This window comes from Desmonostoc vinosum (assembly GCF_059505385.1).
In genome coordinates this window covers 1-24,072 of sequence record NZ_JCACKM010000060.1, presented here as the reverse complement: position 1 = coordinate 24,072, position 24,072 = coordinate 1, and the positions used below count along the sequence as shown (strand labels likewise).

General features: G+C 40.7%; 19 protein-coding genes, 1 tRNA gene, 1 pseudogene and 1 other annotated feature. Of the genes and pseudogenes, 7 read left to right on the top strand and 14 right to left on the bottom strand.

Annotation, left to right across the window (positions count from 1 at the left end):
* Positions 1-255 (bottom strand): hypothetical protein, encoded by a 255-nt coding sequence (locus AC5JMF_RS10695; RefSeq protein ID WP_495795687.1) that lies wholly within the window; start codon positions 253-255, stop codon positions 1-3.
* A gap of 303 nt (positions 256-558) precedes the next feature.
* Between AC5JMF_RS10695 and AC5JMF_RS10690 the strand changes: the two genes are divergently transcribed.
* Complete coding sequence (locus AC5JMF_RS10690; RefSeq protein ID WP_495795686.1) at positions 559-1,923, top strand: protein kinase domain-containing protein; 1,365 nt, start codon at positions 559-561, stop codon at positions 1,921-1,923.
* 198 nt (positions 1,924-2,121) lie between these two features.
* Here AC5JMF_RS10690 and AC5JMF_RS10685 read toward each other — a convergent pair whose 3' ends face one another.
* On the bottom strand, positions 2,122-3,018 hold the full coding sequence (locus AC5JMF_RS10685; RefSeq protein WP_495795699.1) for a c-type heme family protein: 897 nt from the start codon (positions 3,016-3,018) through the stop codon (positions 2,122-2,124).
* 326 nt (positions 3,019-3,344) lie between these two features.
* Between AC5JMF_RS10685 and AC5JMF_RS10680 the strand changes: the two genes are divergently transcribed.
* Entirely contained in the window at positions 3,345-4,199 is an 855-nt protein-coding gene (locus AC5JMF_RS10680) for a phosphate/phosphite/phosphonate ABC transporter substrate-binding protein (protein ID WP_495795685.1), read from the top strand.
* Here AC5JMF_RS10680 and AC5JMF_RS10675 read toward each other — a convergent pair.
* The 9 genes and pseudogenes from AC5JMF_RS10675 to rplS form a co-directional block, all read right to left on the bottom strand.
* The gene (locus AC5JMF_RS10675; RefSeq protein ID WP_495795684.1) at positions 4,191-4,340 is read right to left on the bottom strand and encodes a hypothetical protein; all 150 of its coding nucleotides are present in this window, start codon (positions 4,338-4,340) and stop codon (positions 4,191-4,193) included. The two genes, AC5JMF_RS10680 and AC5JMF_RS10675, sit on opposite strands and share 9 nt — an antisense overlap.
* Before the next feature lie 167 nt (positions 4,341-4,507).
* Entirely contained in the window at positions 4,508-4,903 is a 396-nt protein-coding gene (gene rplL / locus AC5JMF_RS10670) for a 50S ribosomal protein L7/L12 (RefSeq protein ID WP_495795683.1), read from the bottom strand.
* A 190-nt stretch (positions 4,904-5,093) separates the two neighbouring features.
* The gene (gene rplJ / locus AC5JMF_RS10665; RefSeq protein WP_495795682.1) at positions 5,094-5,642 is read right to left on the bottom strand and encodes a 50S ribosomal protein L10; all 549 of its coding nucleotides are present in this window, start codon (positions 5,640-5,642) and stop codon (positions 5,094-5,096) included.
* Positions 5,643-5,700: 58 nt separating this feature from the next.
* Positions 5,701-5,868: a sequence feature (ribosomal protein L10 leader region), on the bottom strand.
* Positions 5,869-5,932: 64 nt separating this feature from the next.
* Positions 5,933-6,649, bottom strand: a complete 717-nt coding sequence (rplA, locus tag AC5JMF_RS10660; RefSeq protein ID WP_495795681.1) for a 50S ribosomal protein L1 — start codon at positions 6,647-6,649, stop codon at positions 5,933-5,935.
* A 123-nt stretch (positions 6,650-6,772) separates the two neighbouring features.
* Positions 6,773-7,198, bottom strand: coding sequence for a 50S ribosomal protein L11 (gene rplK, locus AC5JMF_RS10655; protein ID WP_495795680.1), 426 nt, complete (start codon positions 7,196-7,198; stop codon positions 6,773-6,775).
* A 6-nt stretch (positions 7,199-7,204) separates the two neighbouring features.
* Positions 7,205-7,840, bottom strand: coding sequence for a transcription termination/antitermination protein NusG (gene nusG, locus AC5JMF_RS10650; protein ID WP_495795679.1), 636 nt, complete (start codon positions 7,838-7,840; stop codon positions 7,205-7,207).
* A 71-nt stretch (positions 7,841-7,911) separates the two neighbouring features.
* Positions 7,912-8,130: pseudogene (gene secE, locus AC5JMF_RS10645) on the bottom strand (preprotein translocase subunit SecE); the annotation flags it as partial.
* 196 nt (positions 8,131-8,326) lie between these two features.
* Positions 8,327-8,399: transfer RNA gene (locus tag AC5JMF_RS10640), tRNA-Trp, on the bottom strand.
* Positions 8,400-8,551: 152 nt separating this feature from the next.
* Positions 8,552-8,914: a 50S ribosomal protein L19 gene (gene rplS, locus AC5JMF_RS10635; protein WP_495795678.1), complete on the bottom strand. Its 363-nt coding sequence runs from the start codon at positions 8,912-8,914 to the stop codon at positions 8,552-8,554.
* 154 nt (positions 8,915-9,068) lie between these two features.
* Between rplS and AC5JMF_RS10630 the strand changes: the two genes are divergently transcribed.
* Both AC5JMF_RS10630 and AC5JMF_RS10625 read left to right on the top strand, forming a co-directional pair.
* On the top strand, positions 9,069-10,013 hold the full coding sequence (locus AC5JMF_RS10630; RefSeq protein ID WP_495795677.1) for a glycosyltransferase family 2 protein: 945 nt from the start codon (positions 9,069-9,071) through the stop codon (positions 10,011-10,013).
* A gap of 546 nt (positions 10,014-10,559) precedes the next feature.
* Entirely contained in the window at positions 10,560-11,681 is a 1,122-nt protein-coding gene (locus AC5JMF_RS10625; protein WP_495795676.1) for a geranylgeranyl reductase family protein, read from the top strand.
* A 154-nt stretch (positions 11,682-11,835) separates the two neighbouring features.
* Here the strand turns inward: AC5JMF_RS10625 and topA are convergent, their stop codons facing one another.
* Positions 11,836-14,502: a type I DNA topoisomerase gene (gene topA, locus AC5JMF_RS10620; RefSeq protein ID WP_495795675.1), complete on the bottom strand. Its 2,667-nt coding sequence runs from the start codon at positions 14,500-14,502 to the stop codon at positions 11,836-11,838.
* A 1,428-nt stretch (positions 14,503-15,930) separates the two neighbouring features.
* Between topA and rbp the strand changes: the two genes are divergently transcribed.
* On the top strand, positions 15,931-16,233 hold the full coding sequence (gene rbp, locus AC5JMF_RS10615; protein WP_495795674.1) for an RNA-binding regulator: 303 nt from the start codon (positions 15,931-15,933) through the stop codon (positions 16,231-16,233).
* Positions 16,234-16,576: 343 nt separating this feature from the next.
* A complete protein-coding gene (locus AC5JMF_RS10610) occupies positions 16,577-18,139 on the top strand; it encodes an NAD(P)H-quinone oxidoreductase subunit N (RefSeq protein WP_495795673.1) in 1,563 nt (520 codons plus the stop codon).
* 45 nt (positions 18,140-18,184) lie between these two features.
* Here AC5JMF_RS10610 and AC5JMF_RS10605 read toward each other — a convergent pair whose 3' ends face one another.
* Together AC5JMF_RS10605 and AC5JMF_RS10600 are read right to left on the bottom strand one after the other, a co-directional pair.
* On the bottom strand, positions 18,185-19,423 hold the full coding sequence (locus AC5JMF_RS10605) for a sensor histidine kinase (RefSeq protein ID WP_495795672.1): 1,239 nt from the start codon (positions 19,421-19,423) through the stop codon (positions 18,185-18,187).
* 58 nt (positions 19,424-19,481) lie between these two features.
* Positions 19,482-22,214, bottom strand: a complete 2,733-nt coding sequence (locus AC5JMF_RS10600) for an ATP-binding protein (RefSeq protein WP_495795671.1) — start codon at positions 22,212-22,214, stop codon at positions 19,482-19,484.
* Between the two features lie 755 nt (positions 22,215-22,969).
* Between AC5JMF_RS10600 and AC5JMF_RS10595 the strand changes: the two genes are divergently transcribed.
* Positions 22,970-23,941 carry a terpene synthase family protein gene (locus AC5JMF_RS10595; RefSeq protein WP_495795670.1) on the top strand — a complete coding sequence of 324 codons (972 nt, stop codon included), beginning with the start codon at positions 22,970-22,972 and terminating at the stop codon, positions 23,939-23,941.
* Positions 23,942-24,072: the final 131 nt, after the last annotated feature.

The window sequence follows — 24,072 nt, the reverse complement described above, 5'->3', positions numbered from 1 at the left end:
TTAGTTGAATCTTTCAACACTAGAACTAAAAACGGGTTCTACCCGGATTGATACAATCCGAGACGGACGTACCACCATATATTCTCCCTGAATATTCTTAATCGGCACGCTAATGAAATCATGCGAACCAGACTTAGGTACAAGTTCGCCACTATACCACTTCTGAAACTCTTGAATCGTAGGAAAACGCACCTCTTCACGATGACCACTGTCCAATAGTAAGTGTACGGCGTATTCGTTCGGTGTTCTAGGCATATAGTTGAATCATTTTAAACACATTCAACCCATTTTTAACCACGTCACTCCCGAATGAACTCGGTAAGCATACGGAGGGAATTGGGAATTGGGAATGGGGAATTGGGAATTGGCAAGAGGACACGGGGACGCGAGACGCGGAGAAATTTTTTCCCTCATCTCCCTCATCTCCCTCATCAGGACGATTGTCTACCTCAAAACAGTTCCCGGTATTTTTTCTAGGAAAAAGATGCGATCGCATAAGCTAGAGACAACCTAATTTGTTAGGTAACAATGGAAGTGAGGACTTAGGCTAGTCATACTATGATAGGAAAATTATTAGACGGACGTTACCAAGTCCTCCAAATATTAGGTGCAGGAGGATTTGGCCAAACATACATCGCCCAAGATACCCGCAGACCAGGTTTCCCCAAGTGCGTTGTCAAGCACCTCAAACCTATCAGCGATACTCCTGAATTTCTGGAAACTGGCAGACGCCTATTTACCAGTGAAGCAGAAACTCTAGAACAACTAGGCAACCACGACCAAATTCCCCGACTTTTAGCCTATTTTGAACAAGACAATCAATTTTTCTTAGTACAAGAATTTATTGAAGGACATACTTTAAAAGCAGAACTGCTACCAGGTCAACGTTGGTCAGAAGAACAAGTCATGCAACTTCTGCAACAAATATTAAGTATCCTCAGCTTTATTCACAACCACAAAGTTATCCATCGCGACATCAAGCCAGAAAATATCATTAGACGGCAACAGGATGGCAGGTTTGTGCTGATTGACTTTGGTGCGGTTAAACAAATCCAAACTCAGCTGCTCACCGTCATGGGGCACACACAAACTACAATTATCATTGGGACTCCGGGATACATGTCTACAGAACAAGGGCAAGGTAAACCCCGCCCCAACAGCGATATTTATTCTCTGGGTATTATTGGCATCCAAGCATTAACAGGGTTACATCCCAACGATTTTGAGGAAGATGTAGATACAGGAGAAATTTCCTGGCAGCATCGAACTCAAGTCAGTCCTCTGTTAGCAGATGTACTATCGAAAATGGTGCTACATCACTTCAAACAACGCTATCAGACTGCCGCCGAAGCCTTACAAGCGCTACTTGGTACTCAAGAAACTTTAATAGAAAAGCCATCAACTCAACCACAATCTGTTGCACAATCTCAACAACATGTAGAACATTCTGCGGTTTTTACCTTATCCTCAGAAACTCACAACCGCCTAGAAAAGATTCTTTTAGAATTTATCGGCCCCGTAGCCCCAAGATTATTAAAACAAGTCGCGCCATCAGCATCTAATCCCGAAGAATTAATTAGTAAACTGCAAGTACATCTAACAGAAAATCAAAAAATTGATTTTAGGAAGAAAACAATATTTCTTATAGAAAAACCTACTGTTTTGCAAGAAATTACAATTAAGTCTGAAACTAAATCAGCTAACTTATCTAGTCAAGACAATCAATTAATCACCGACAGTTTTATCAGTCAGTGCGAAAGAGAGTTAACTATTTTAATTGGCCCAATAGCTACTTTTCTAGTTAAAAAAGCTTTAAAAACATCTCCACAGATTTCCCGTATTGACCTCGTAAAAATTTTGGCATCCCAAATTCCCGATCCGCAAAAAGCTATACAATTTAAACAACAATTGAGTGGGGAGTAGGGAGTGGGGAGTAGGGAAAAGGTTACATTATAGATATCTCCTCATTTCCCAGTCCCTAGTCCCATTACAAATAACTAACTCTGCTGATTTAATTACGAATTACGTTAGCGCAGCGATAGCGAGTCCTCGATAGCGTTAGCGTAAAGCCTGCGGCATAGCTTCGCTTAGAGCGACGCAGGAGCGTCGCGTCATTACGAATTACGAATTATTTAACATATCCATCGCGATTTTTAAGCTAGATTTCATCCGATTAAATGCCTTTGCTAATCCACCAATTTCATCATTGGAATTTTCTTCAAAATCAGCATCTACATCGCCAGTACTAACATTTTGAGCTACTTTTTCTATTTTCCTAATTCTCTGAATCACAAACTTGTTGATGAGGAAATTAATCAAAATTATTATAATTGCAAAAATGGCAACCAAAAGTACCATAACTAACAACCAACGTCGTTTGGCATTAGCAAAAATCTCCTGCGATGGTACAGAAACAACTTGGACGCCAAGAACTTCGTTGAGTTTCCAGCCAAAACCGTTGTCTGAGCCATAGGCAACTAACTGACTCTTAGGAGCCTGATCAGGTGTAGAATGACATCGCAGACATTGCTGCTGTGTAATTACTATTGGTTTTGCTATGTAAAATAATTGAGCTTCGGGTAAGCTGCGAAAGCCAGAAAGTTGTTTATTATTAGAATCTTTGCGAAAGCGCTCAATAAGTCCGATTTCAAAACTATCGGCCTTATCTCGCAAATTAGTTGGATTAAGTACTGCGTCTTTATGGAGAAAGTTTTTATACTCAGGGGTTTGGCGAAAATTTTCAAAAACTTCTGTAGCAGAAAAGCTGGGTACGACTTCAGGAATAAATGCAGTTTCTGTGTCTAGTTTAGGTGTTAATAATGGAACTATTCGATTTTGTGTATAGTATCTTACTGAGTTTACCATCTGCATCAATACCAGTGCTTGAGAAGCTACTTCATATTGCGCTCTCCCTTGAATAACATTGGATAGGGTAGCGCCACTAACAATGATGCTGATTATGAAAACTATGATCAAAAGTATGTTAAACTTGGTGCCTATTTTTAAATTATTTAACATCATATTGATATAATGCAACTTTGCAAATAAAGCTAGTATCTGAATAATTTATAGCAGTTTAAAAACAGCTACTCGATATTTAAATAAATATTAATTTTATGATGCAATATGACCAAATATAGGAATCTGACTTAATTAATGAAATTATTTACGTAGGTAGGGAGTAGGGAGTGGGGAGTAGGGAGTAGGATAGGAGAGAGTTTCAAGGTATATGGAGTTTTTTCACCAAATCAAATATGAGTCCTATATTGCAGTAGTTGAATTGATATGCAGATTAACGTTTGCTTAATTTCAATAGCTAAATCAATAACATTACCATAATTAATATGTCTTTGCGATTTTCACGTCGTTTATTTCTTTCACAACTGATATATTTAACAGTTGTCGGATGTCAATCACCACCAAAGTTTGAGGGTACTATAACCATTGGGGCCATAAACTATGGTGGAAGTGACCAAATTATTAATCAGTTTGCTAAATTCAATAGTTACTTGGGTGAAAAAATAAAAGCATATGTTCAGCTAGAGCCTGCTTTCAATGAAAATAGAGCTATCGAACGTCTTGAGGCTCGTGCTTGGTCTTTGGTATTCGCACCCCCAGGTTTAGCAGCTATTGCGATCGCACGCTACCAATATACCCCGCTTTTTCCTTTAGTAGGTGTTAGTAATTTACGCTCAATTTTGGTTGTTCGCAAAGATAATCTCATACAAGAATTAAAACAATTACAAGGGCAAACAGTTGCTTTAGGTCAACCAGGTTCCGCAACGGGATATTATTTACCTCTGTTTAATCTTTATGGTTTAACATTAGCAGAAATACTATTTGCACCCACACCTAAAACAGTTTTAGAATGGGTAGCATCAGGAAAAGCTAATGTGGGTGCAGTTTCAATTGCGGAATATAATCTCCACAGTCGAGAGATTTCCCAGAGTGAATTTCGCATACTTTACACTGACCCTCATTATGTTCCACCTGGCGCAGTTTTAATTGGGCCTAGTGTTGAACGCAACCGCCAAGAATATATTCGCCAAGTGATGAGTCAATTTCCTTCAGTTTTGGCCGAAGAAATCGCATATGTACCCAATGGGCAAGTACCAAACTATCAATATATGATTTCTGTGACAGAGCGAGTGAAATTAATTACTTCGCAATTACAAAACAAGCCTGTGCGATTATTTTAAGAGGTTTGAGATATCTTTTTTGGTATATCCTCGTACTCCTATTCGGTAGAAAACAAAATTAATTAACCAAGTAGTACCACGCACCATCACAACAGAAACACCAATACTACTTGGTAGTGCTGGGGATAATGGCTCAATCATTCAGGTGATAATGTGGCGAACATAAAAAAAGGAGCCTAACTCAAGCTCCTTAATTTAAAAACTGAATAAGATAGCAGATTACAGGTAACAGAGATACCAATTTTCAGAACAAAGTCATATAAAAAAGACTTTTAACCTGTTCTCTGTTCCCTACTGTATATTTATGACTACTTCACAGTCACCTTACCGCCAGCTTCTTCAATCCGCTTCTGAGCATCTTCAGCAGCATCCTTGGCAATACCTTCCTTGACAGGCTTAGGTGCAGCTTCCACTAAGTCTTTTGCTTCTTTCAAACCCAAACCTGTCAATTCCCGAACAATCTTCAGTACGGCAATCTTCTTATCAGCTGGTACTGATTCTAGAATTACGTCAAACTCGGTTTTTTCTTCTACTGGTTCAGCAACAGCAGCACCGCCACCACCAGAAGGCATCATCATCATGCCACCAACTGGTGCAGCAGCACTCACACCGAAGGCTTCTTCAATTTGTTTGACTAATTCAGAAGCTTCTAGCAAACTTAGGGACTTGAGTTGTTCTAAAATTTGATCGGTTGCAGCAGACATTGATATAACTCCTGTAATTTTGATTAGTTATTTGTCATTCTTACAAAGTTCTATTCGGAGGAAATCTCCGCTCAGACTTTGCGCTTTGTCATTTGTCTTTATAGCTGTGTGAATTGCTCAAAGCCATGAAGCACTCAGCACTTTGTTATAACTATTGACTTTTTGACTCTTGACTGAAAAGACGTGAATTTTATTCAGCAGCACTTTCGCCACTGCCTTTTTCTCCGTCGGACACAGCTTGTAAGGCGCGAGCCAAGGAACTGGGAACTTCATTGATACCCACAGCAATCTTGCTAGCCAAGGAATTGAGCGCTCCAGCAATTTGCGCCATGAGTTGCTCCTTAGAAGGTAAGTCTCCGAGTGCTTTGACATCTGATTCTTTCAGCAGACGACCTTCCATGACACCACCGCGAAGTTCTGTCTTCTTGGAAGCTTTCTGGAAGTCTTGGTAAGCCTTAATAGCAGATGAAAAATCTTCTTTAACTAGCAAAAAGGCTGAAGAACCTTTGAGCAATTCTGACATTGGTTGCCATTGTTCTTGGTCTTTAATGGCAATACCCATCAGGGTATTTTTAGTTACCTTACAAACAGTTCCTGTCGGACGCAGCCGCCGCCGTAAGTCGGTGATTTCCGCAACTGTTAGCCCTTGATACTCAATCACTAGTGCCAGAGTTGACTGACTCAAAGTTTCTTTGAGGTCAGCTACTATCTCTTGTTTATTTTCTAGCGTTCTACCCATGTTTGTTTCACCTCCTGAGCCAAATCATCGATTTCCCTACCCCTGTTGTTTCTAACTAACCACAAACAATAAACCCCGGCTATCTCAACCGGGGTTCAACATTAATACTCTTTACGCCTTAATAATCACACCCTTAAAGATGGTACTTCAGGTAATTAGAGCATCAACCTCGGCAGGGTATTAAGCTGTTAGCACCTGCTGTCTCCGGCTTTGCATATTAAATTGGGTAGTGGTGACTGGGGATTGTGTACTGGGTACAAGGAAAACTCTTTCCCAGTCCCTAATCCTCATTAAGCTGCTTCGGTCAGTTTTAAATCTCGTAGAGCGCTGATATCGATTTTAATCGATGGCCCCATAGTGGCAGCCACATAGAATGTACGCCAATAACGACCTTTAGCTCCTGAAGGACGGTTGCGGTCAATCGTCTCTTGCAACGCCTTCAGGTTGACTAATAAATCTTCAGGCGAAAATGATGCCTTACCAAACATAACATGGACTATCCCAGTTCGATCAGCACGGAATTCTAATTTACCAGCTTTAAATTCGGCGATCGCACCAGCTAAGTCAAACGTTACGGTTCCACCCTTGGGTGATGGCATCAAACCCCGCGGCCCCAGCAACTTACCAAGCTTTGCTACCTGTGGCATCACATCTGGCGTAGCAATCAGCTTGTCAAAGTCCATCATGCCTTTCTGAATTTGGTCAATTAGTTCTTCTGAACCAACTATGTCAGCACCAGCATTGGATGCTTCTGTCACCTTTTCACCTCTGGCAATCACCGCTACCCGGACTGCTTGCCCTGTACCTTTAGGTAATGCTACCGTTGTTCGCAACTGTTGGTCTGTATATTTTGGGTCAATTCCTAGCCGGATATGTGCTTCAGCGGCTTCAGAAAATTTAGCTGTCGCCGTCTCTTTTAAAAGGGCTAAAGCCTCTAATGGTGGATAGTCTTTATCTTCTACTTTTGTTTGCAGTTCCTGCAAACGACGTGATACTTTTTTGGTCATTTTTCTCTCCTGGGGTCATTCCGAAGCTATTGCCTCTCCCCCGATAGTTTTTAGTGATGAGCGCAGAAGCGCAGTAGCGGGGCGTTTAAGCTCATGCTGAGTAATTTTGACTCTGACTCTTGACTAATCTGCTACTGTCACACCCATATTTTTGGCTGTTCCTTCCACAATCTTCATTGCTGCTTCGATGTCGTTGGCATTGAGGTCGGGGAGTTTAGTTTGGGCGATTTCTTGCAATTGCGCTCTAGTAATATTCCCTACTTTCTTTTTGTTGGGTTCATTTGAGCCGCGTTCGATTTTCGCTGCCTTGCGAATTAACACTGATGCTGGTGGCGTTTTGAGTACAAATGTAAAACTCCGGTCTTCATAAACCGAAATTTCTACGGGTATGACCATCCCAGCTTGGTCTGCTGTTTTGGCGTTGTACTCTTTGCAGAACATCATGATGTTGACGCCATGTTGACCCAATGCGGGGCCAACTGGCGGTGCTGGATTGGCTTTTCCAGCATTCAGGGCCAGTTTAATGACCGCTACTACTTTCTTCGCCATTTGTGTTTAGCTCTGTTTCTCTACCTGATTAAATTCCAATTCTACTGGTGTATCCCTTCCAAATATCGAGAGCAAAGCTTTGAGCTTACTCCGCTCTGGAGAGACTTCTATCACCTCGCCTTCAAAGTCCTTGAACGGGCCAGAAAGTACGATGATCTTATCACCAGTCGCCATGTCAATTTTGACAACTGGTTCCTGTTCGCTGGTTTGTTTGAATATGCGCTCTACTTCTGAAAGGCTCAGAGGTATAGGATGAACGTGACCGCGACCTCTGCCACTACCACGTTTTTGTTCTGAGCCTACGAAGTTAATCACATGAGAGGTGTTTCGCACTACCTGCCATGTGTCATCGTCCATCACCATTCGTACCAGCACATAGCCAGGAAAAACTTTTTCTTCTGTATGCTGGCGACTGCCATCTTTACGGATTTTTACCGCTGGTGTGTGGGGAATTTCCACCTGGACGATTTTGTCAGACACATCAAAAGTTTGAATGCGTTGTTCTAAGTTAGTCTTGACACGCTTTTCACAGCCAGAGGCTACTTGCACCGCATACCAGCGTGCTTCATTGAGCGCTGTTTCTGCTGTTTCCTCTGACTGCAACGTTGTTAAGTCATGTGGTTCGTCTGTTGCAAAAGTCATCAGAATACCTGTTTTGCTGCCCAAGCAAACAATCCATTAACTAGATCTAAAGAAGCAACGGTCTGATTTTTGAATATGATTGTTGCTGCCCAATGAAACAATCCATCGACCAAGTATATCAAAGATGCAGAAAGTGTCACCATTAACAACACAGCTGCTGATTCGCTCACTAACTGCTTGCGACTAGGCCAGACTACTTTTTCCAGTTCTTCTTTGGTTCCCTGGATAAAGTTGTTAAAGCTAAATCCACCAGTGTTTTCTGGCATTTCTGCTTCATTTTTTTTGGACACTGCCGTTTATCCCCCGTTTCTTATACAGATGTGTATATATTCTGCTAATTTTCACAAGGGTTTACAGCTTTAGATCCATCTCAACTTGTTGGAAGCAAAAAAGCTGCAAACACAATAGATTAACCCGAAATTATTAGCATCAACTGCTATGTTAGCAGCTGCGTAATTATTTCGGGCTGTGTCTTTTGCTCTTGAGCGCGCCCTGGAGGACTTGAACCCCCGACATCAGGTTTTGGAGACCTGCGTTCTACCAACTGAACTAAGAGCGCACAAGCTGTTTTTGATTCAGTCATTGCGCTGAACTAATTTCTCAGTTTAACGCAATTGCGACTTCTATCATACTTTATTTTTGTCCTCAAAACAAGCTAGCGGCGGATGCCGCTTGGTATTTGAGGTTTGGGCGACATTTTTGGGTAGGGGATTACAAAGGTCGGTCAAACCGTTGCTTGATTCGGGTTGCTTTACCGACGCGATCGCGCAGATAATAAAGTTTAGCACGTCGGACTTTACCACGCCGCATCACTTTAATGCTGTCAATCCGGGGAGAATGCAACAGAAATACCCGCTCAACGCCGACGCCTTGAAATACCCGACGGACTGTAATGGTTTCATTGATGCCACCATTGCGTTTGGCAATCACCACTCCTTCGTAAGGCTGCACGCGAAATTTTTCGCCTTCTTTAATTTTTACCCCGACTTTTACTGTGTCGCCCACGTAAATTTGGGGCAAATTAGATTTTAGTTGTTCCGCTTCAATCGAGCGGATGATCTCTTGAGCGTTCATGTCTTTTGGTGTCTGGTGGAAAAATCTCACGATCATCCATCATAAATCCTTAACTGCTTGAGAGTCCAGTTATTTAGGATGGATAACTTTTCTGAATATAAATGTCTGTAAATGGGAAAAATGTTACAAAAGACTCTGCTAAGGTATTAAATTTATGAAATTTAGCGTCGTCATCACTACCTATAATCGCTTAGATTTGCTCAAACGAGCAATTAATTCTGCTCTCAATCAGACAATTGAGTGCGAGGTTGTTGTCGCTGATGATTGTTCTTCTGATGACACCGAAACCTATATCAAAAGCTTAGGGGACAGCGTTGTTTATCATCGTAACGAAGTTAACCAAGGACATGCAGCAACGGTGAATGCTGGAGTTGCTAAAGCTAGCGGTGATTGGATTAAGTTTTTAGACGATGATGACTACCTACATCCTAATTGTCTAACCGAGATGCTCAAGGCGATCGCACTGTGTCCAGATGCAGCTATTTGTTCCTGTGTTGCCGCTCAAGTGGATGGTAATGAAGTTGAATTGAGTCGGACTCCCCGACTTGGCCCTGGATTAGCTTTTTATATCCCCCAAGCTGATATTCATTTCGGAATGCTTTTAGAGCTTTTGCCTTTTGGGACACCTGTGCAAGTAGCTTGTCGTCGAGATGCTTTTTTACAAACTGGCGGTTGGGACTCTACACTTGATGCTAACTGTGATGACATTGACTCATGGATTCGCATTGCCCAATTTGGTCACGCCATTTTTCTCAATCAGTGTCTTGCTTATCGTACTATTTGGCCTGGTGCTTATAATCAAAAGTTTTCTTTATCTCAGCGGCTAGCTACAAATATCTTGATGAAAGAGAAAATTTATCCCTTGGTAGCTGAACAACACCGCTTAGATATCCCTCTACTTCAAGATATAAAAAATTACCTAAAACTCCATTGGATTTTAGTGGCACTCAAGCAACGTAACATCAAAAGTCTGTTTTCCATGATAGATTTTTCCATACTTTCCCCCTTGGCTTGGAAGCTTTTGTTAAATGCTGTTTTCATGCGGCGCTCCCCAGAACAAAATTCTGATCTTCGCAAATTGGTGTTAATTGAAGACTGATGACTAAAGATTAGGGAACAGGGAACAGGGAACAGCACCTTCTCGAATCTTGGGTTTCAGATAAATTCATGAATCATCGGTGATTAGGAGAATTTATTTCTCTTCCCCACTCCCTACCTATCGCGCTTACGTTACGCTTCTGTGCGAGACGCTTCAAGGAACGCGCACCACGAAAATAATTTTATGAATCAAGTCAGACTCCTACATTTACTAAAAATTTATAAAAAACATGTAAATTTACTGAAAAATTTGTAATTGCTTAAACTCAGGAATTGTATTGTAGTAGCTGTCATCTAAGTATAGATAATCAAAATAAAATTGTAAAAAGTTATCTTCACGCTGTCAGTATAAAATTCCCAACTCATTAAAGCAGAGATTATACATATCAATAATTTCCGCAAGTAATGAATATTTGTATGTAAAATTAAATGCTATGAAACTTTCAGCAGTAAATTTGAAAATGTTGAAATTTTAGTCAAAGTGTATTTCCATAAAGTACAAAGACACACCATAAAACTAATTGTTTAGGAGCAAAAATTCAGCCATATGTACGACTGCATTATCGTCGGCGCGGGGCCAGGGGGTGGAACAGCTGCATACCATTTAGCCAAGCAGGGCCGCTCAGTATTAATTTTGGAAAAAGAATCTCTCCCAAGATATAAACCCTGTGGTGGCGGTGTATCACCAGCGATCGCTCAATGGTTTGACTTTGATTTTAGCCCAGCAATCTCCCTAAAAGCAGACTCTCTACGCTTTACTTTGAAATTAAGCGATCCCGTAGAAACAAAAGTTACCACTAAAGAACCAGTCTGGATGGTGCGGCGGGACGTTTTCGACCATTTTCTTGTGCAGCAAGCACAGAAACAAGGGGCTGAACTAAAAGACAATACAGAAGTCACAGGAATAGAATTTAAAAATAACTCTTGGCAAGTTAACACAGCTAATGGCCCAATTACAGGCCGCTACCTCATCGCTGCTGATGGCGCTAAAGGCCCAATGGCGAAATGGTTGGGTTTCAAAGAACGCAAACGCCGCTTAGCAGGAACATTAGAGACGCAAATCCCAGCAAATATCAACAATCAATCTATAATTCAGTTCGAGTTCGGCTTAGTAAAAAACGGCTACATGTGGAACTTCCCCAAAGCTGATGGTTATTCGATTAGCGTGGGTACTTTTATTGGCGGCGAACCTCAAGACTTTAAAAAGGTTTTGCAAGAGTATGCCCAATCTTTTAATGTAGATCTCAATACTAGCAACCAGTATAATCATTCCCTTTGTCTATGGGATGGCAATCAAAAATTACATACTCAAAATGCAGTTTTGGCTGGCGAAACTGCTTGTGTAGTTGATCCCATGACAGGTGAGGGGATTCGTCCTTCGATTTTTAGCGGTTTGCTCGCAGCAGGAGCAATTAATGACGCTCTTGCTGGAGATATCAGCGCTTTAGAAAGATACAGCGATGCCATTAATGAACAATGGGGTGCTGATATGGCTTGGGCGCAAAAATTAGCGGGAGCATTTTATCGTTTTCCCGGCATTGGTTATAAAGCTGGTGTAAAACGTCCTTCTGGTGCCCAAATCATGGGTAAGATTCTCTGCGGAGAACTGCGTTATGGCGATGTTGTGGGTCGCGCTTTAAAACGTTTAATTCCTGGTTTTGGCGGTTAGCTATTATGGACTGTTTCAGCGCCTTTGAAGGCAAAAAGTTTTTGGAGCGGGGTATAAATCCCCGTTACAAAAACGGTCTCCTGCCTCCTGCCTCTTGCCTTCGTTATCAGTTATTGCTGATGGGTTTAGTTACAACTCACTACATAACTAATGACTAACTTCCTGTACTTTTCTTTTTCGTAGTGGTAGTTGAGGACTTAGCAGTTGACTTTGAGCGAGTAGTTGTTGATTTAGTAGTCGTTGATTTAGTGCTTTTGCGAGTGGGCTTTCCTGATGATGCTTTTGCTTCCAGCAATTTCAATGCCGCTGATAGCGTTACGTCTTCTACTGATTGACCTTCTGGGACACTCACATTAGTTTTGCCGTGCTTAATGTAAGGCCCATAAGGCCCATCATAGATGTTAACTGGCGTTCCATCTTCAGGATGTGTACCCAGCTCGCGTAAAGCTGCCTTAGACTTGCTATTGGTGGAGCTGCGCCCTTTTTTCGGTTCAGCTAGCAACTCTAATGCACGCTCTAAGGAAATTGTCAACACATTATCAGCGGCTTTCAAAGAGCGGTAATCTTTCCCTTCCTTGCCTTGGTCATGAACGACATAGGGCCCAAAGCGTCCCAAACTAGCTTGAATTTTGCCTCCAGTGGCTGGATGAGTTCCCAGTGTCCGGGGTAGTGCTAAAAGACCAACGGCCATCTCCAGAGTTGCATTTTCTAGGGTGACACCTTTGGGTAGTGAAGCTTGTTTCGGTTTGGGGTTTTCGTCGGACTTATCACCCAACTGGACGTAGGGGCCATAAGTGCCAATCTTCACATAAATTGGTTCGCCGGTTTCAGGGTGGCGACCGAGTTGGTCAGGCCCAGTAGTTTTTTGCCGCAGTAGCACCTCTACCTGTTTAGGATCGAGATCAGCGGGCGTTAGGTCTTTGGGAATAGAAGCGGTGACGACAGTTTCACCATTTTCAACTTCAATGTAGGGGCCATATTTACCAATACGAACTTTGGCATCTAAATTTTCTAATTCTACCGTTCTGGCTTTATTGGCATCAATCCGACTCTCCTGTTCTTTAACCAAGGTTTCCAGACCTTTGTCGCCTAGATAAAAACCCCGTAAGTAGGGTAGCCAAGCCGCTTCACCCTCAGCTATATCATCCAGAGTTTGCTCCATCTTGGAGGTAAAGCTGGGGTCAACGATGTCCGGGAAATGTTTCTCCAACAAATCAGTGACAGCAAAAGCGGTGAAAGTAGGAATTAAAGCATTATTCACCAACTGAGTGTAACCCTTGTCAATGATTGTACCAATGATGCTAGCGTAAGTACTGGGACGACCAATACCTTCACTTTCTAGGGTTTTCACTAGAGTTGCTTCGGTGTATCTGGCTGGTGGTTGAGTTTCGTGACCGACTGCTTCTAATTCTTGACAATCTGGATGATCCCCAACTTTGAGGTTAGGGAGAATTATTTCTTGGTCTTCTAGCGCTGCTTCTGGGTCATCTGAACCTTCAACGTAGGCGCGTAAGTATCCAGGAAAGTCGATACGTTTGCCAGAGGAACGAAATCCGGCGTCTTCAACTTGCAACTGTACGGTAATTTGAGTTTGGCGAGAATCAGCCATTTGGGTAGCGACGGTACGCTTCCAAATTAAGTCATAGAGGGCAAATTCCCGACCACTTAAGCCGGTTTCTTGAGGAGTGCGAAAGGTGCTACCTGCTGGACGAATGGCTTCGTGTGCTTCTTGTGCGCCTTTGGATTTAGTGGTGTACTGCCTTGGTTGGGGGCTGAGATATTGTTTGCCGTAAAGTTGTTCTACACAGCTACGAGCTGCTGCGATCGCTTGCTCTGATAAGTGTACCGAATCTGTACGCATATAGGTAATATACCCCTGCTCATACAAACTCTGGGCAATCCGCATCGTGTCTCGTGCTGAGAGGCGTAGTTTTCGGTTAGATTCTTGTTGCAGTGTCGAGGTAGTAAACGGTGGCGCGGGTTTGCGTGTGACTGGGCGTTCCTCTACATCTGTGACACTCCAGGTTTTTCCAGTTAGGCGTTCCTTGAGGGCTAGCGTGTCCTCTTGTGAAAGTAACACCACATTGCGACCAGCGGTAATTTGACCTGTTGCTGGGTCAAAATCGCTCCCAGTGGCTACTTTCTTGGCTGCTAGCGTCACCAACTGGGCACTAAAGGGATTTTTTTCTTGCTCAAGATAAGCTTTCAAATCCCAATATGTACCTTCATGGAAGGCGCGACGCTGGCGTTCTTTGTTAACCAAAAGCCTCACAGCTACAGATTGTACGCGTCCAGCAGATAATCCCCAGGCAATTTTTTTCCACAGCAACGGGGACAAGGTATAGCCCACCAGTCGGTCTAAAATCCGTCGCGTTTCTTGAGCGCGAACTAACTGCTCATCGATATTGCGGCAGTTTTTGAGAGCTTTTTTAATAGCGTCTTGGGTAATTTCATGAAACACCATCCGCTTGGTCGGCACTTTCGGCTTGAGCAATTGGTATAAATGCCAACTAATACTTTCACCTTCACGGTCTTCGTCCGTTGCCAGTATCAGCTCATCTGCCCCTTTTAGAGCATCTTTGAGCTGGGTAACAATTTTCTTTTTATCTTTCGGGACAACGTACACCGGTTCAAAGTCGGCGTCTACATTTACACCAAGCTGTGCCCATGCTTCCCCTTTGATATCAGCAGGTATATCACTAGCTGACTGGGGTAAGTCACGCACATGACCCATAGACGCCTCTACCCGATAGTCTTTCGGCAGGTAATTGCGGATGGTACGAGCTTTGGTTGGAGATTCGACGATGACGAGAGTTGACATGGAATTTCAAAAAAAAAGAATAGCTGCTAAGCTAAACGGTCAAGTTGAGTGAGTTTCGGTAAATTGTCAAGATAAAACCTCCCACTTGGGGCTGTGATTTAATCCTTACACAAACTGCCCGTTAGGGCGAAAATCTGCTCAACTTCTGGCGTAGTCCTTTTTAGGGGATGGGTATGGGGGAATGCTGGATTTAAATTTCCAGCTATTTCAATCTTTAACTTATCTAGCGCACAATTGGCGACTAAAGTTTTCAAAATATCCTCCAAGTGTAATGAGACGATAATTTTTGTTTGTAATTGAGGTGGTGCGTTGTGCAGCGAGTGTGGTCTAGCCACCCCCGTCGGCGGGTTTCCCGACTTGAGCGGACTGTCAGGGGAACCCCCGCAAGCGGCTGGCTCGACTTGAGGGAAGTGGCGTGGTTTCCCCGATGAACAACTCACGTTGGGGTTCCCACGGCAGTTGCTCATGGGGAAAACCCTCTTGGTGTAGCCTCTCCCTTGGGGAGAAAACCTTGCTGCCTAAGCGTTGTAGCAACTGCTGTGGGGAGCAGGGGGAAGATACACTATTAAGGTCTCCCTCTTGCAAAGCGCACCATGCCCCTCTGCCTCTTCTCTATCTCTGACTTTCACGAAGGTTGTGCCAAAATTAAATCAAACTTAAGAGTAAAAGCGAAGTGGGGTTTATACCTATTCTCTTGAGGCAAAACTGTGCGAGCAATTCATCAAAAAGATGTAGTTTTACTATCTATCAGAAAAATCTATAGGACAAAAGATACCTCACTAACTCTAGCAGAAGACGAAATATATTGAGATATATAGCGAAATCCTTAAGTACTGATAAAAATATTTTAAAAATAAGACTAAGAGCTACGTGTTTTAACGTAATCAGTGTAGCTTGCATTGCTTGCTTATGAAGAACATGAAGCGATCGCAATTACCAAAACAACTGGATGGTTAGAAAAGTTTTCCACATAACTATTAAGACAGTAAGTAAAGCAGCAGATTCTTTAGTTAGTAGATGTTTCTGTTCAGAGGTCGTCAGGACGAGTTCATTAAATTTGATATTTGTGAGGAATGTGGGAAAAGATTGTCAGTGAATAATCAACTAACAAAATAGTCAGCATAGTAAAAAATAATGCATGTGACCACACAACAATTCTAAATGTTTATAGATTTTCTAGTTTTGCTATTATTTTTCTTTTGTAGTACTCATCACAAATTACAGAAAAAAAAGCGCAAACTCAATGAACGTTTCACAACTTGAAATAGGGTTACTATAGTTAAGTAAAATCAAGTTTTTTCAGATAGAAAGTTGTGTTAGCATACTTCTAGAGAAGTTACGTTCGGCGATACGAATCTTGTTTTTAGTCATAATTGCAAGCGGCTCTCCGAATACACATCTCTGCATCAATGGATTCTGGAGAATTTCATGTCAATCTACGTAGGGAACCTATCCTACAGCGTCACACAAGACGACCTCACTAAAGTATTTTCCGAGTATGGTGCCGTGAAGCGAGTCCAATTACCTACAGATAGGGAAACTGGACGCGCAAGGGGTTTTGGTTTCGTGGAAATGGAATCATCAGCCGCAGAAGATGCAGCTATTCAAGCTCTGGATGGTGCTGAATGGATGGGGCGTGTAATGAAAGTTAACAAAGCTAGACCACGAGAGGATAAAAATACTCGCTCTGGCGGTGGTGGTTGGGGAAAAAATAATGATGGATATTCGTAAAGCAATTAAAGCTTGAGGTTATTCATTCGGCGTTTGCCAAGCAAAAATCACCCTAAGTTTAGCAGTTCAGTAGACAACTGAACTGCTTGTTTGTATCTAGGGAGTGAGCTTACACATAATTTCATCAATCAAATTAGATTCCCAATATTTTTAGCATAATTTAATTTGATGCTCAGAATAGTAACTTTGTATGGCGACAAGCTACCACTCTCTTGGCAAAAGACTTTTACCCAAAAGCGAGTCTTAGCCAGAAACAAAAAGGTAAATGCAACTTTGGTCAAGAACAATGGATAGAATGAACAAAGTTAGCCTTAATGTCTAATCGCCAAAACCTATACATCTCATGGATTTTGCTAATCTTGCATCCCAGTTAAATGCTGGAACGATATTACCAGAGGGGATTGTAATTCTCACCCTCTTGGGGGTTTTGATTATTGATTTGATTTTGGGGCGCACATCCTCACGCTGGATTGGATATCTAGCGATCGCAGGTTTACTTGCTTCGGTTGTCGCCCTGTGTTTTCAATGGGATGCGATTAATCCCATCTCTTTTAGCGGTGGTTTTAACAGCGATGACCTAAGTTTAGTCTTTCGCGGTGTCATTGCTTTGTCTGCCGCTGTGACTATACTGATGTCAATTCGCTATGTTGAACAGAGTGGAACCGCTTTAGCAGAATTCATCGCTATTTTGCTGACTGCTACTCTAGGAGGAATGTTTCTATCCGGGGCTAGTGAGTTGGTGATGATTTTCATCTCCCTAGAAACCCTGAGTATTTCCTCTTACTTGTTGACAGGTTATACTAAGCGTGATCCCCGCTCCAACGAAGCGGCACTGAAATACTTGTTAATTGGAGCTTCCAGTACAGCAGTATTTTTGTACGGTGTATCACTACTGTACGGTTTATCAGGTGGACAAACTGAACTAGGCGCGATCGCTAATGGTATTGCCACAGCGAACCTGGGTCAATCTTTAGGTTTAGTAATTGCTCTGGTTTTTGTGATTGCCGGGATTGGTTTTAAAATCTCCGCTGCTCCCTTCCACCAATGGACACCAGACGTATACGAAGGCGCTCCCACTCCCGTGATTGCCTTTTTATCGGTTGGTTCTAAAGCAGCTGGGTTTGCTTTAGCCATCCGCTTGCTCACAACAGTCTTCCCCCTCGTTGCTGACGAGTGGAGATTTGTCTTCACCGCTCTTGCCGTCCTCAGTATGGTACTGGGTAATGTAGTCGCCCTGGCGCAGACCAGCATGAAACGGATGCTAGCTTATTCATCCATTGCTCAAGCTGGATTTGTGATGATTGGCTTGATTGCTGGTACTGAGGCGGGGTATGCCAGTATGATTTTCTACTTGCTGGTTTACCTATTCATGAACCTGTGCGGTTTTACCTGCGTAATTTTGTTCTCTCTACGGACGGGAACTGACCAGATTGCCGAATACTCAGGTTTGTATCAGAAAGACCCACTGCTGACACTGGGATTGAGCATCTCCTTGCTTTCCTTGGGTGGTATTCCGCCCCTGGCTGGGTTTTTCGGCAAAATCTACTTATTCTGGGCTGGTTGGCAAGCCGGTCTTTACGGATTAGTTTTGCTAGGCTTAGTTACCAGTGTCGTCTCCATCTACTACTACATTCGTGTAGTAAAGATGATGGTAGTCAAAGAATCTCAAGAAATGTCCGACGTAGTGAAGAATTATCCAGAAGTGCGTTGGGATTTACCTGGATTTAGACCTTTACAAGTCGGGTTGATAGTAACTTTAATTGCCACTTCTATAGCAGGGATTTTATCAAATCCACTGTTTACATTGGCTAATGATTCTATCTCTCATACGTCGATTTTACAAGCCGCAACTGTTAGCAAAGCTCAAGTAAGTGCAATGACTACTGAGCAAACAGAGGGGTTGTAGATTGCAATCTTTATAGTTGGTTAATAGCTGGTCATTGAGTAGCTATTAACCATCTTTTTTTTGGGCGATCGCTTGCTGAATGGGAATAGTAATCACGAACTCAGCACCTTTTCCTTGAGAAGAATTTACCTCTAGAGTGCCCCGATGTTTTTCTACAATAATTTGATGAGATATTGCTAAACCTAAACCTGTTCCTTTACCCACAGGCTTGGTAGTAAAGAACTGCTCAAATATTCTCTGTTGTACTTCTTGAGACATTCCTATTCCATTATCAGCAATCTGAATTGTCACAAATTTAGGGTCATTTGCCACTGATGTGCGAATAAAAATTGTGGGATTATTGATTATTTTGCCATTATTTATGGCATCTTCTATAGCATCAATTGCATTTGATAAAAGATTCATAAAAACCTGATTGAGTTGCCCTGCATAACACTCTAATAAAGGTAAATCATCGTAATCCTTGACCAGATTTATTTCAGGACGTTCTTGTGTAGCTTTGAAGCGACTACTCAAAATCATTAAGGTGCTATCAATACCTTCATGTAAGTTAACTGGCTTAAATTCTGCTTCATCTAATCGAGAGAAAATGCGGAGCGATCGCACTATTTTTTCAACTCGCTCAGTTCCCACTACCATTGAAGATAAAAGTTGTGGTAAGTCTTGTTTAAGGAATTCCAATTCAATTTTATCTGCATAAGCTTGAATCTCTGGAACCATAGTAATATCCGTATGAATTTCATATAAATACAATATTTTTAATAAGTTTTCAATATATTGTTGAGCATAAGTTAAATTACCAGAGATGAAATTTAATGGATTATTGATCTCATGAGCAACTCCCGCAACTAATTGCCCCAAGGAAGACATTTTTTCTTCTTGGACTAATTTTAGTTGAGTTTTACGCAATTCTAAATGAACATTGATCCTGGCCAAAACTTCTTCATATTCAATAGGTTTAGTAATATAGTCTACTGCTCCTATTTGTAACCCTCTCACCTTATCTACCGACTCAGAAAGAGCAGTCATAAAAATTACTGGAATATCTTTAGTTTTGGGATTAGCTTTCAGGCGAGAACAGGTTTCAAATCCATCAATTCCTGGCATCATCACATCTAATAAAATTAAATTTGGTAATATTTCTTGGGCTTTTTCTAAGGCACTTTCTCCACTCTTAGCCACAAAAACTTTGAAACCAGACTGATTTAAAAACTCAAATAAAACCTTAATATTGGTGGGAATATCATCAACGATTAGAATCGAATTAGCTAAAGAATTTTTCATTTTTAGTTTACTTTTAAAAACTCAGATTTTCATTTTTTCCCCAAAAATTTACTATTAACTATAAATAAGGCTTAATCAAGTCAACAATAGCTTCGTCTTCAAATTCTTCAACTAAACCTAATACTTTGTTAACAAAAACCGTATACTTTGAGTCTAAATTTTGGATACGGATTGCTTCTTGTTGAATTCCCAAAATATAACCAGCATTAGCAGCTTGATATAAATTAATCAGCTCACTAGATGGGGGAAATATAACTTCTTGCAAAGGATAAATACTCTCAGAACATTGATTACTATTTTGATAAACCCAAGTCAATTGTAAATAATGTTGTAATTGCTCAAATAACTCATCAGATGGTACAGGTTTAGGCAGAAAATCATTACAGCCTACATCTCGACTTTGTTGGCGATCTAGATTAAATACACTAGCAGAAGAGGCAATAATAATTATCTCTTGTAATTCTGGTTGAGAGCGTAAACTCTGAGTCATCTCAAATCCGTTCATCACTGGCATTGCTAAATCAGTGATAATTAAATTTGGCTGGTATTCTTTTGCTTTATCTAAACCTTCTTGACCATTGTTAGCTTCAATTACTTTAAAACCTAGTGGTTCTAGTAAATTAACAATTACAGCGCGATTTTCCCAACGGTCATCGACAATTAGAATTATTTTTTGCTCACCTTCATATCTAATAATATTTTGTGAAAATTGCGAAACCTCTGAAGGCAGAAAATTTATAGCTTCTGGTAAGTCTAGCTCAAACCAAAACTTGCTACCTTGACCATAAGTACTATCAACTTGAATTTTACTACCCATCATCTCGACAATTTGTTGACTAATTGCCAGTCCTAAACCTGTACCTTCTGCCTTGCGTGAATTATCACCCACCTGTTCAAAAGGGAGGAAGATTTTTTCTAATTGTTCTGGAGTCATACCAACACCTGTGTCTTCAATTTGAAATCTGATTTTATTAACTGGCAATCGTTGCTCTGACCCATAAGCTAATACTTCTACAGTAAATGTTACTTCTCCTTTTTCTGTAAACTTAATAGCATTACCTAAAAGGTTAATTAATAATTGTCGCAAGCGTTTTTCATCAGCATGAATAGCAGTTGGGAGTTGGTTAAGTACCTGATAATTAAAATTGATTTCTTTCTGCTCTGCTTTGATCCGGCAGATATCCATGACTCCTTGTAAGAAGTGGTTAAAATTAAAATCTTGAGGATAAAATTCAAGTTTTTTAGCTTCAATTTTGGAAATATCTAGAATATCATTAATCAGCATTAAAAGATGAGAACCACATTGGTAGATAATATTGATCCCATCTTGTTGCTGAGAACTAGCAGTTTTATCGCGTTTTAAGATTTGCGCGTAGCCAAGAATACCATTGAGAGGAGTACGCAGTTCATGGCTCATATTGGCAAGAAATTCGCTTTTTGCTTGGTTAGCAGCATCAGCTGTTTCCTTGGCCGTTTTTAATTCTGCTGTTCGTTCTTCCACACGATTTTCTAAGTTTTGATTTGTTATTTCTAGTTCTGTAAAAGACTCTCGTAATTGTTCTGCCATTTGATTAAAAGATTGGGCAAGAATACCGAGTTCTTCAACACCAGAAACTGGTACTGTTTGATGGAGATTACCAGCTGCGATCGCACTACTTGCTTGAGTCAATCGTAAAATAGGTTTGGTGATCCAACGAGAGGTATAAATTCCTAGCACTGTAGCTACAATGAGCGCCCCAAAGCAAAGCAAAATAGTTGTACGGTTATTAATGTTGATTTGCGCCATAAAATCAGTTTCCGGCACAACCAAAATCGTCAACCAATCCAAACCAAACTGATCACGCCAAGGTGTCACCTGAACAAACTGACGTTTCCCTTTGAGTTCTAACACAAGTTCTTGATTGTCTTTAATCTTTTTAAAGTCGCCAAACCTTTGCTGCAAATGTTGCGCCGTTGATTGAATTAAAGGATCGCGACTATTTAAAGCACTAAGTCGATATACTTTACCATTAACTGTTGTGAATGGTTCGTCAATTGTGGAATTTGCTATGAGTAGCCCATTGCGCTCAATAATGAAAACTTTTCCCGAAGGACTAACTTTTAATTTCCGCAGAAAATCACTGATATTCGATAGTAGTAAATCAATGCTGAGAACACCAAGCAGCTTGTTATTCTTATCGTACACAGGATAGTTGGCAGAAGCTGACACATACCCTACTAAGGTATTTTCCCAGATGTATATTCGACTCCAGATGGGTTTTTTTGCCTTAACTGTTTCGGTATACCAGACGTCCTCAAGTGGTTTATAGGAATCAGAATAAACTAGTTTTGTCCAGTTTCCACGACTATCAGTTCCATAAGAGTAAAGCTTACTCTTATTAGTTATATCAATAGTCAGATCCTCACCGTTTAGCCAACGTCCAGACCCTAACCCTTGACCTGTTGTTAGGGTGTAGCCGTTGTAGCTAATATTTGGAAAAATCTGCATTTGTTTCCAGAAGTAATATCCTGTACTCTTAATATCTTGTAAGTTCAGCAGTCCTTGTTCTATAGCATCTGCATTAATTTGATTAATTTGATGAGGAGTTGCTAAGTAAGTATCAAGATGCTGATCAACCAGTCTGTCAACTTTACTCATCAACTGGAGGGCAAGGTCATTTACTGCTTTTTGCCCATTTTTAAATGAGAGATATCCCACCAGTCCCACTGCTGCAAAAATTTGGATCACAAAAGGAACGATGAGAATCAGGCGCAGAGACAAATTTTGGGAACGTGAGACACCAGGATGCATGATGGTTTTCGGTTCTGGACAGCTTTTCTTGCATTAGTTTGCCCATTCTCCAGATGTCAATAACCACCAAATGCATGAATCTGCTGCTGCATAGTATAGAATTTATCAGGCGATCGCCATAAAATTAGTTGTTAATTCTCTAACTATTTTAAAATCAGTAATGCTATGCCGTAACTAGATTGCGGAAATACATAAAACAGTTTTACAGTTTGTCAACAGTATTTTCATAAGCATTATAAAATCATAGCTATTGTTATATAAAAATTTTGATAATTACAGATAATCACGGATATCTTTTTTAAAAAAACATTTAACAATCGTTAGTTAAGTTGTGGAATAAATATGCAATTTTAAACCCCGGTAACGGGTATGCAAATACGAGTTAAGTACTGCACAAACAAGTATATCTACTTCATTACTGGCAATTTGAAAACATTATTTCAGTCTAAAGATTGAAAATCAAAATAACTACCTAAAACACTATTATCTGCAAAATACATCATATCTAGAACAAAAATCCAGTAGCATCAACAGCGATATTTAGGATAATTTCAGCTACTCAAAATTACTATTTATGCTGAAAAATTGTGCTAGAGATACCTGTAAATATATTGCACACGATTTAAATACACATGAGATACACACTTAAATGAATCTGGTGTGATAGTAAATTGTGTTAAAAATTTGTCTGCCATAAGCTCTCAATAATTACGTGTACCAGTTTACTTATTGAATTGAATTTAGGTTAGAGATTTATGATGAACAAAATAGTTGTACCTGATTTGTACTGTCCTTTTTTACCCCAGATCAATAAGTATGCTGATATTCTAGAAGAATATGCGCTTGAGTGGGTATTACGCTTCCAACTTTTGGCGAATGAATCTTCTTATCAACGCTTCTGCAAATCAAAGTTTTTCTTCTTAGCAGCAAGTGCTTATTCTAACTGCCAGCTGGAAGAATTAAGAATCGCAAATGATTGGTTAAGCTGGGTGTTTATTTGGGACGATCAGTGTGATTTATCTGATTTAGGAAAACAACCTGAAGTTCTCAAAGCATATCATCGGAGATTTATAGAAATATTAAATGGCGCAGAACTGACGAACCAGGATATACCCTTGAGTTATGCTTTAAGAGACTTACGACAACGGATGCTGAAAAAATGCACTCCAGAATGGTTTGATTACTTTGTCTATCGTTACGAAGGCTATTTCGATGGATGCGTGGAAGAAGCAATCAATCGCGCACAGGGAATTACACCTGATATTGACGGTTATATGCTCATACGTAGGTTAAGTCTTGGTGGATATCTTTGCCTTGCATTAGTTGAATTTTGTAATTATTTGACCATTCCTGATTTCTTACGCAATCACGAGGTGATGAAACAACTAAAAATCAAGACAATCAATATTCTTGCCTGGTGTAACGATATTTTTTCACTATATAGAGAAATATCGAGTGGTGATGTTCACAACTTAGTATGGCTAATCCATTATCAACAACAAGTTTCTTTAGAACAAGCCATGTTAAAAGCTACTGAAATGCATGATCAAGAGGTAAAATCTCTAATTGATTTAGAAGCATCTATTTCATCTTTTGGAGATGAACTAGATATCGAACTGAAAAAATATATTGCAGGAATACATAGCTGGATATATGCCAACCTCGCTTGGTATTTCCAATCTGGACGATATCAAACTGTAGAAAGATTGGAGTTAGTTCAACGTTAATTAAACGTCAATCTTGAGAATAAGGGTTAAATAATTCGTAATTCGTAATGACGCGACGCTCCTGTGTCGCTAACGCTAACGCTATCGAGGACTCGCTCTAAGCGAAGCTATGCCGTAGGCTTTACGCTACG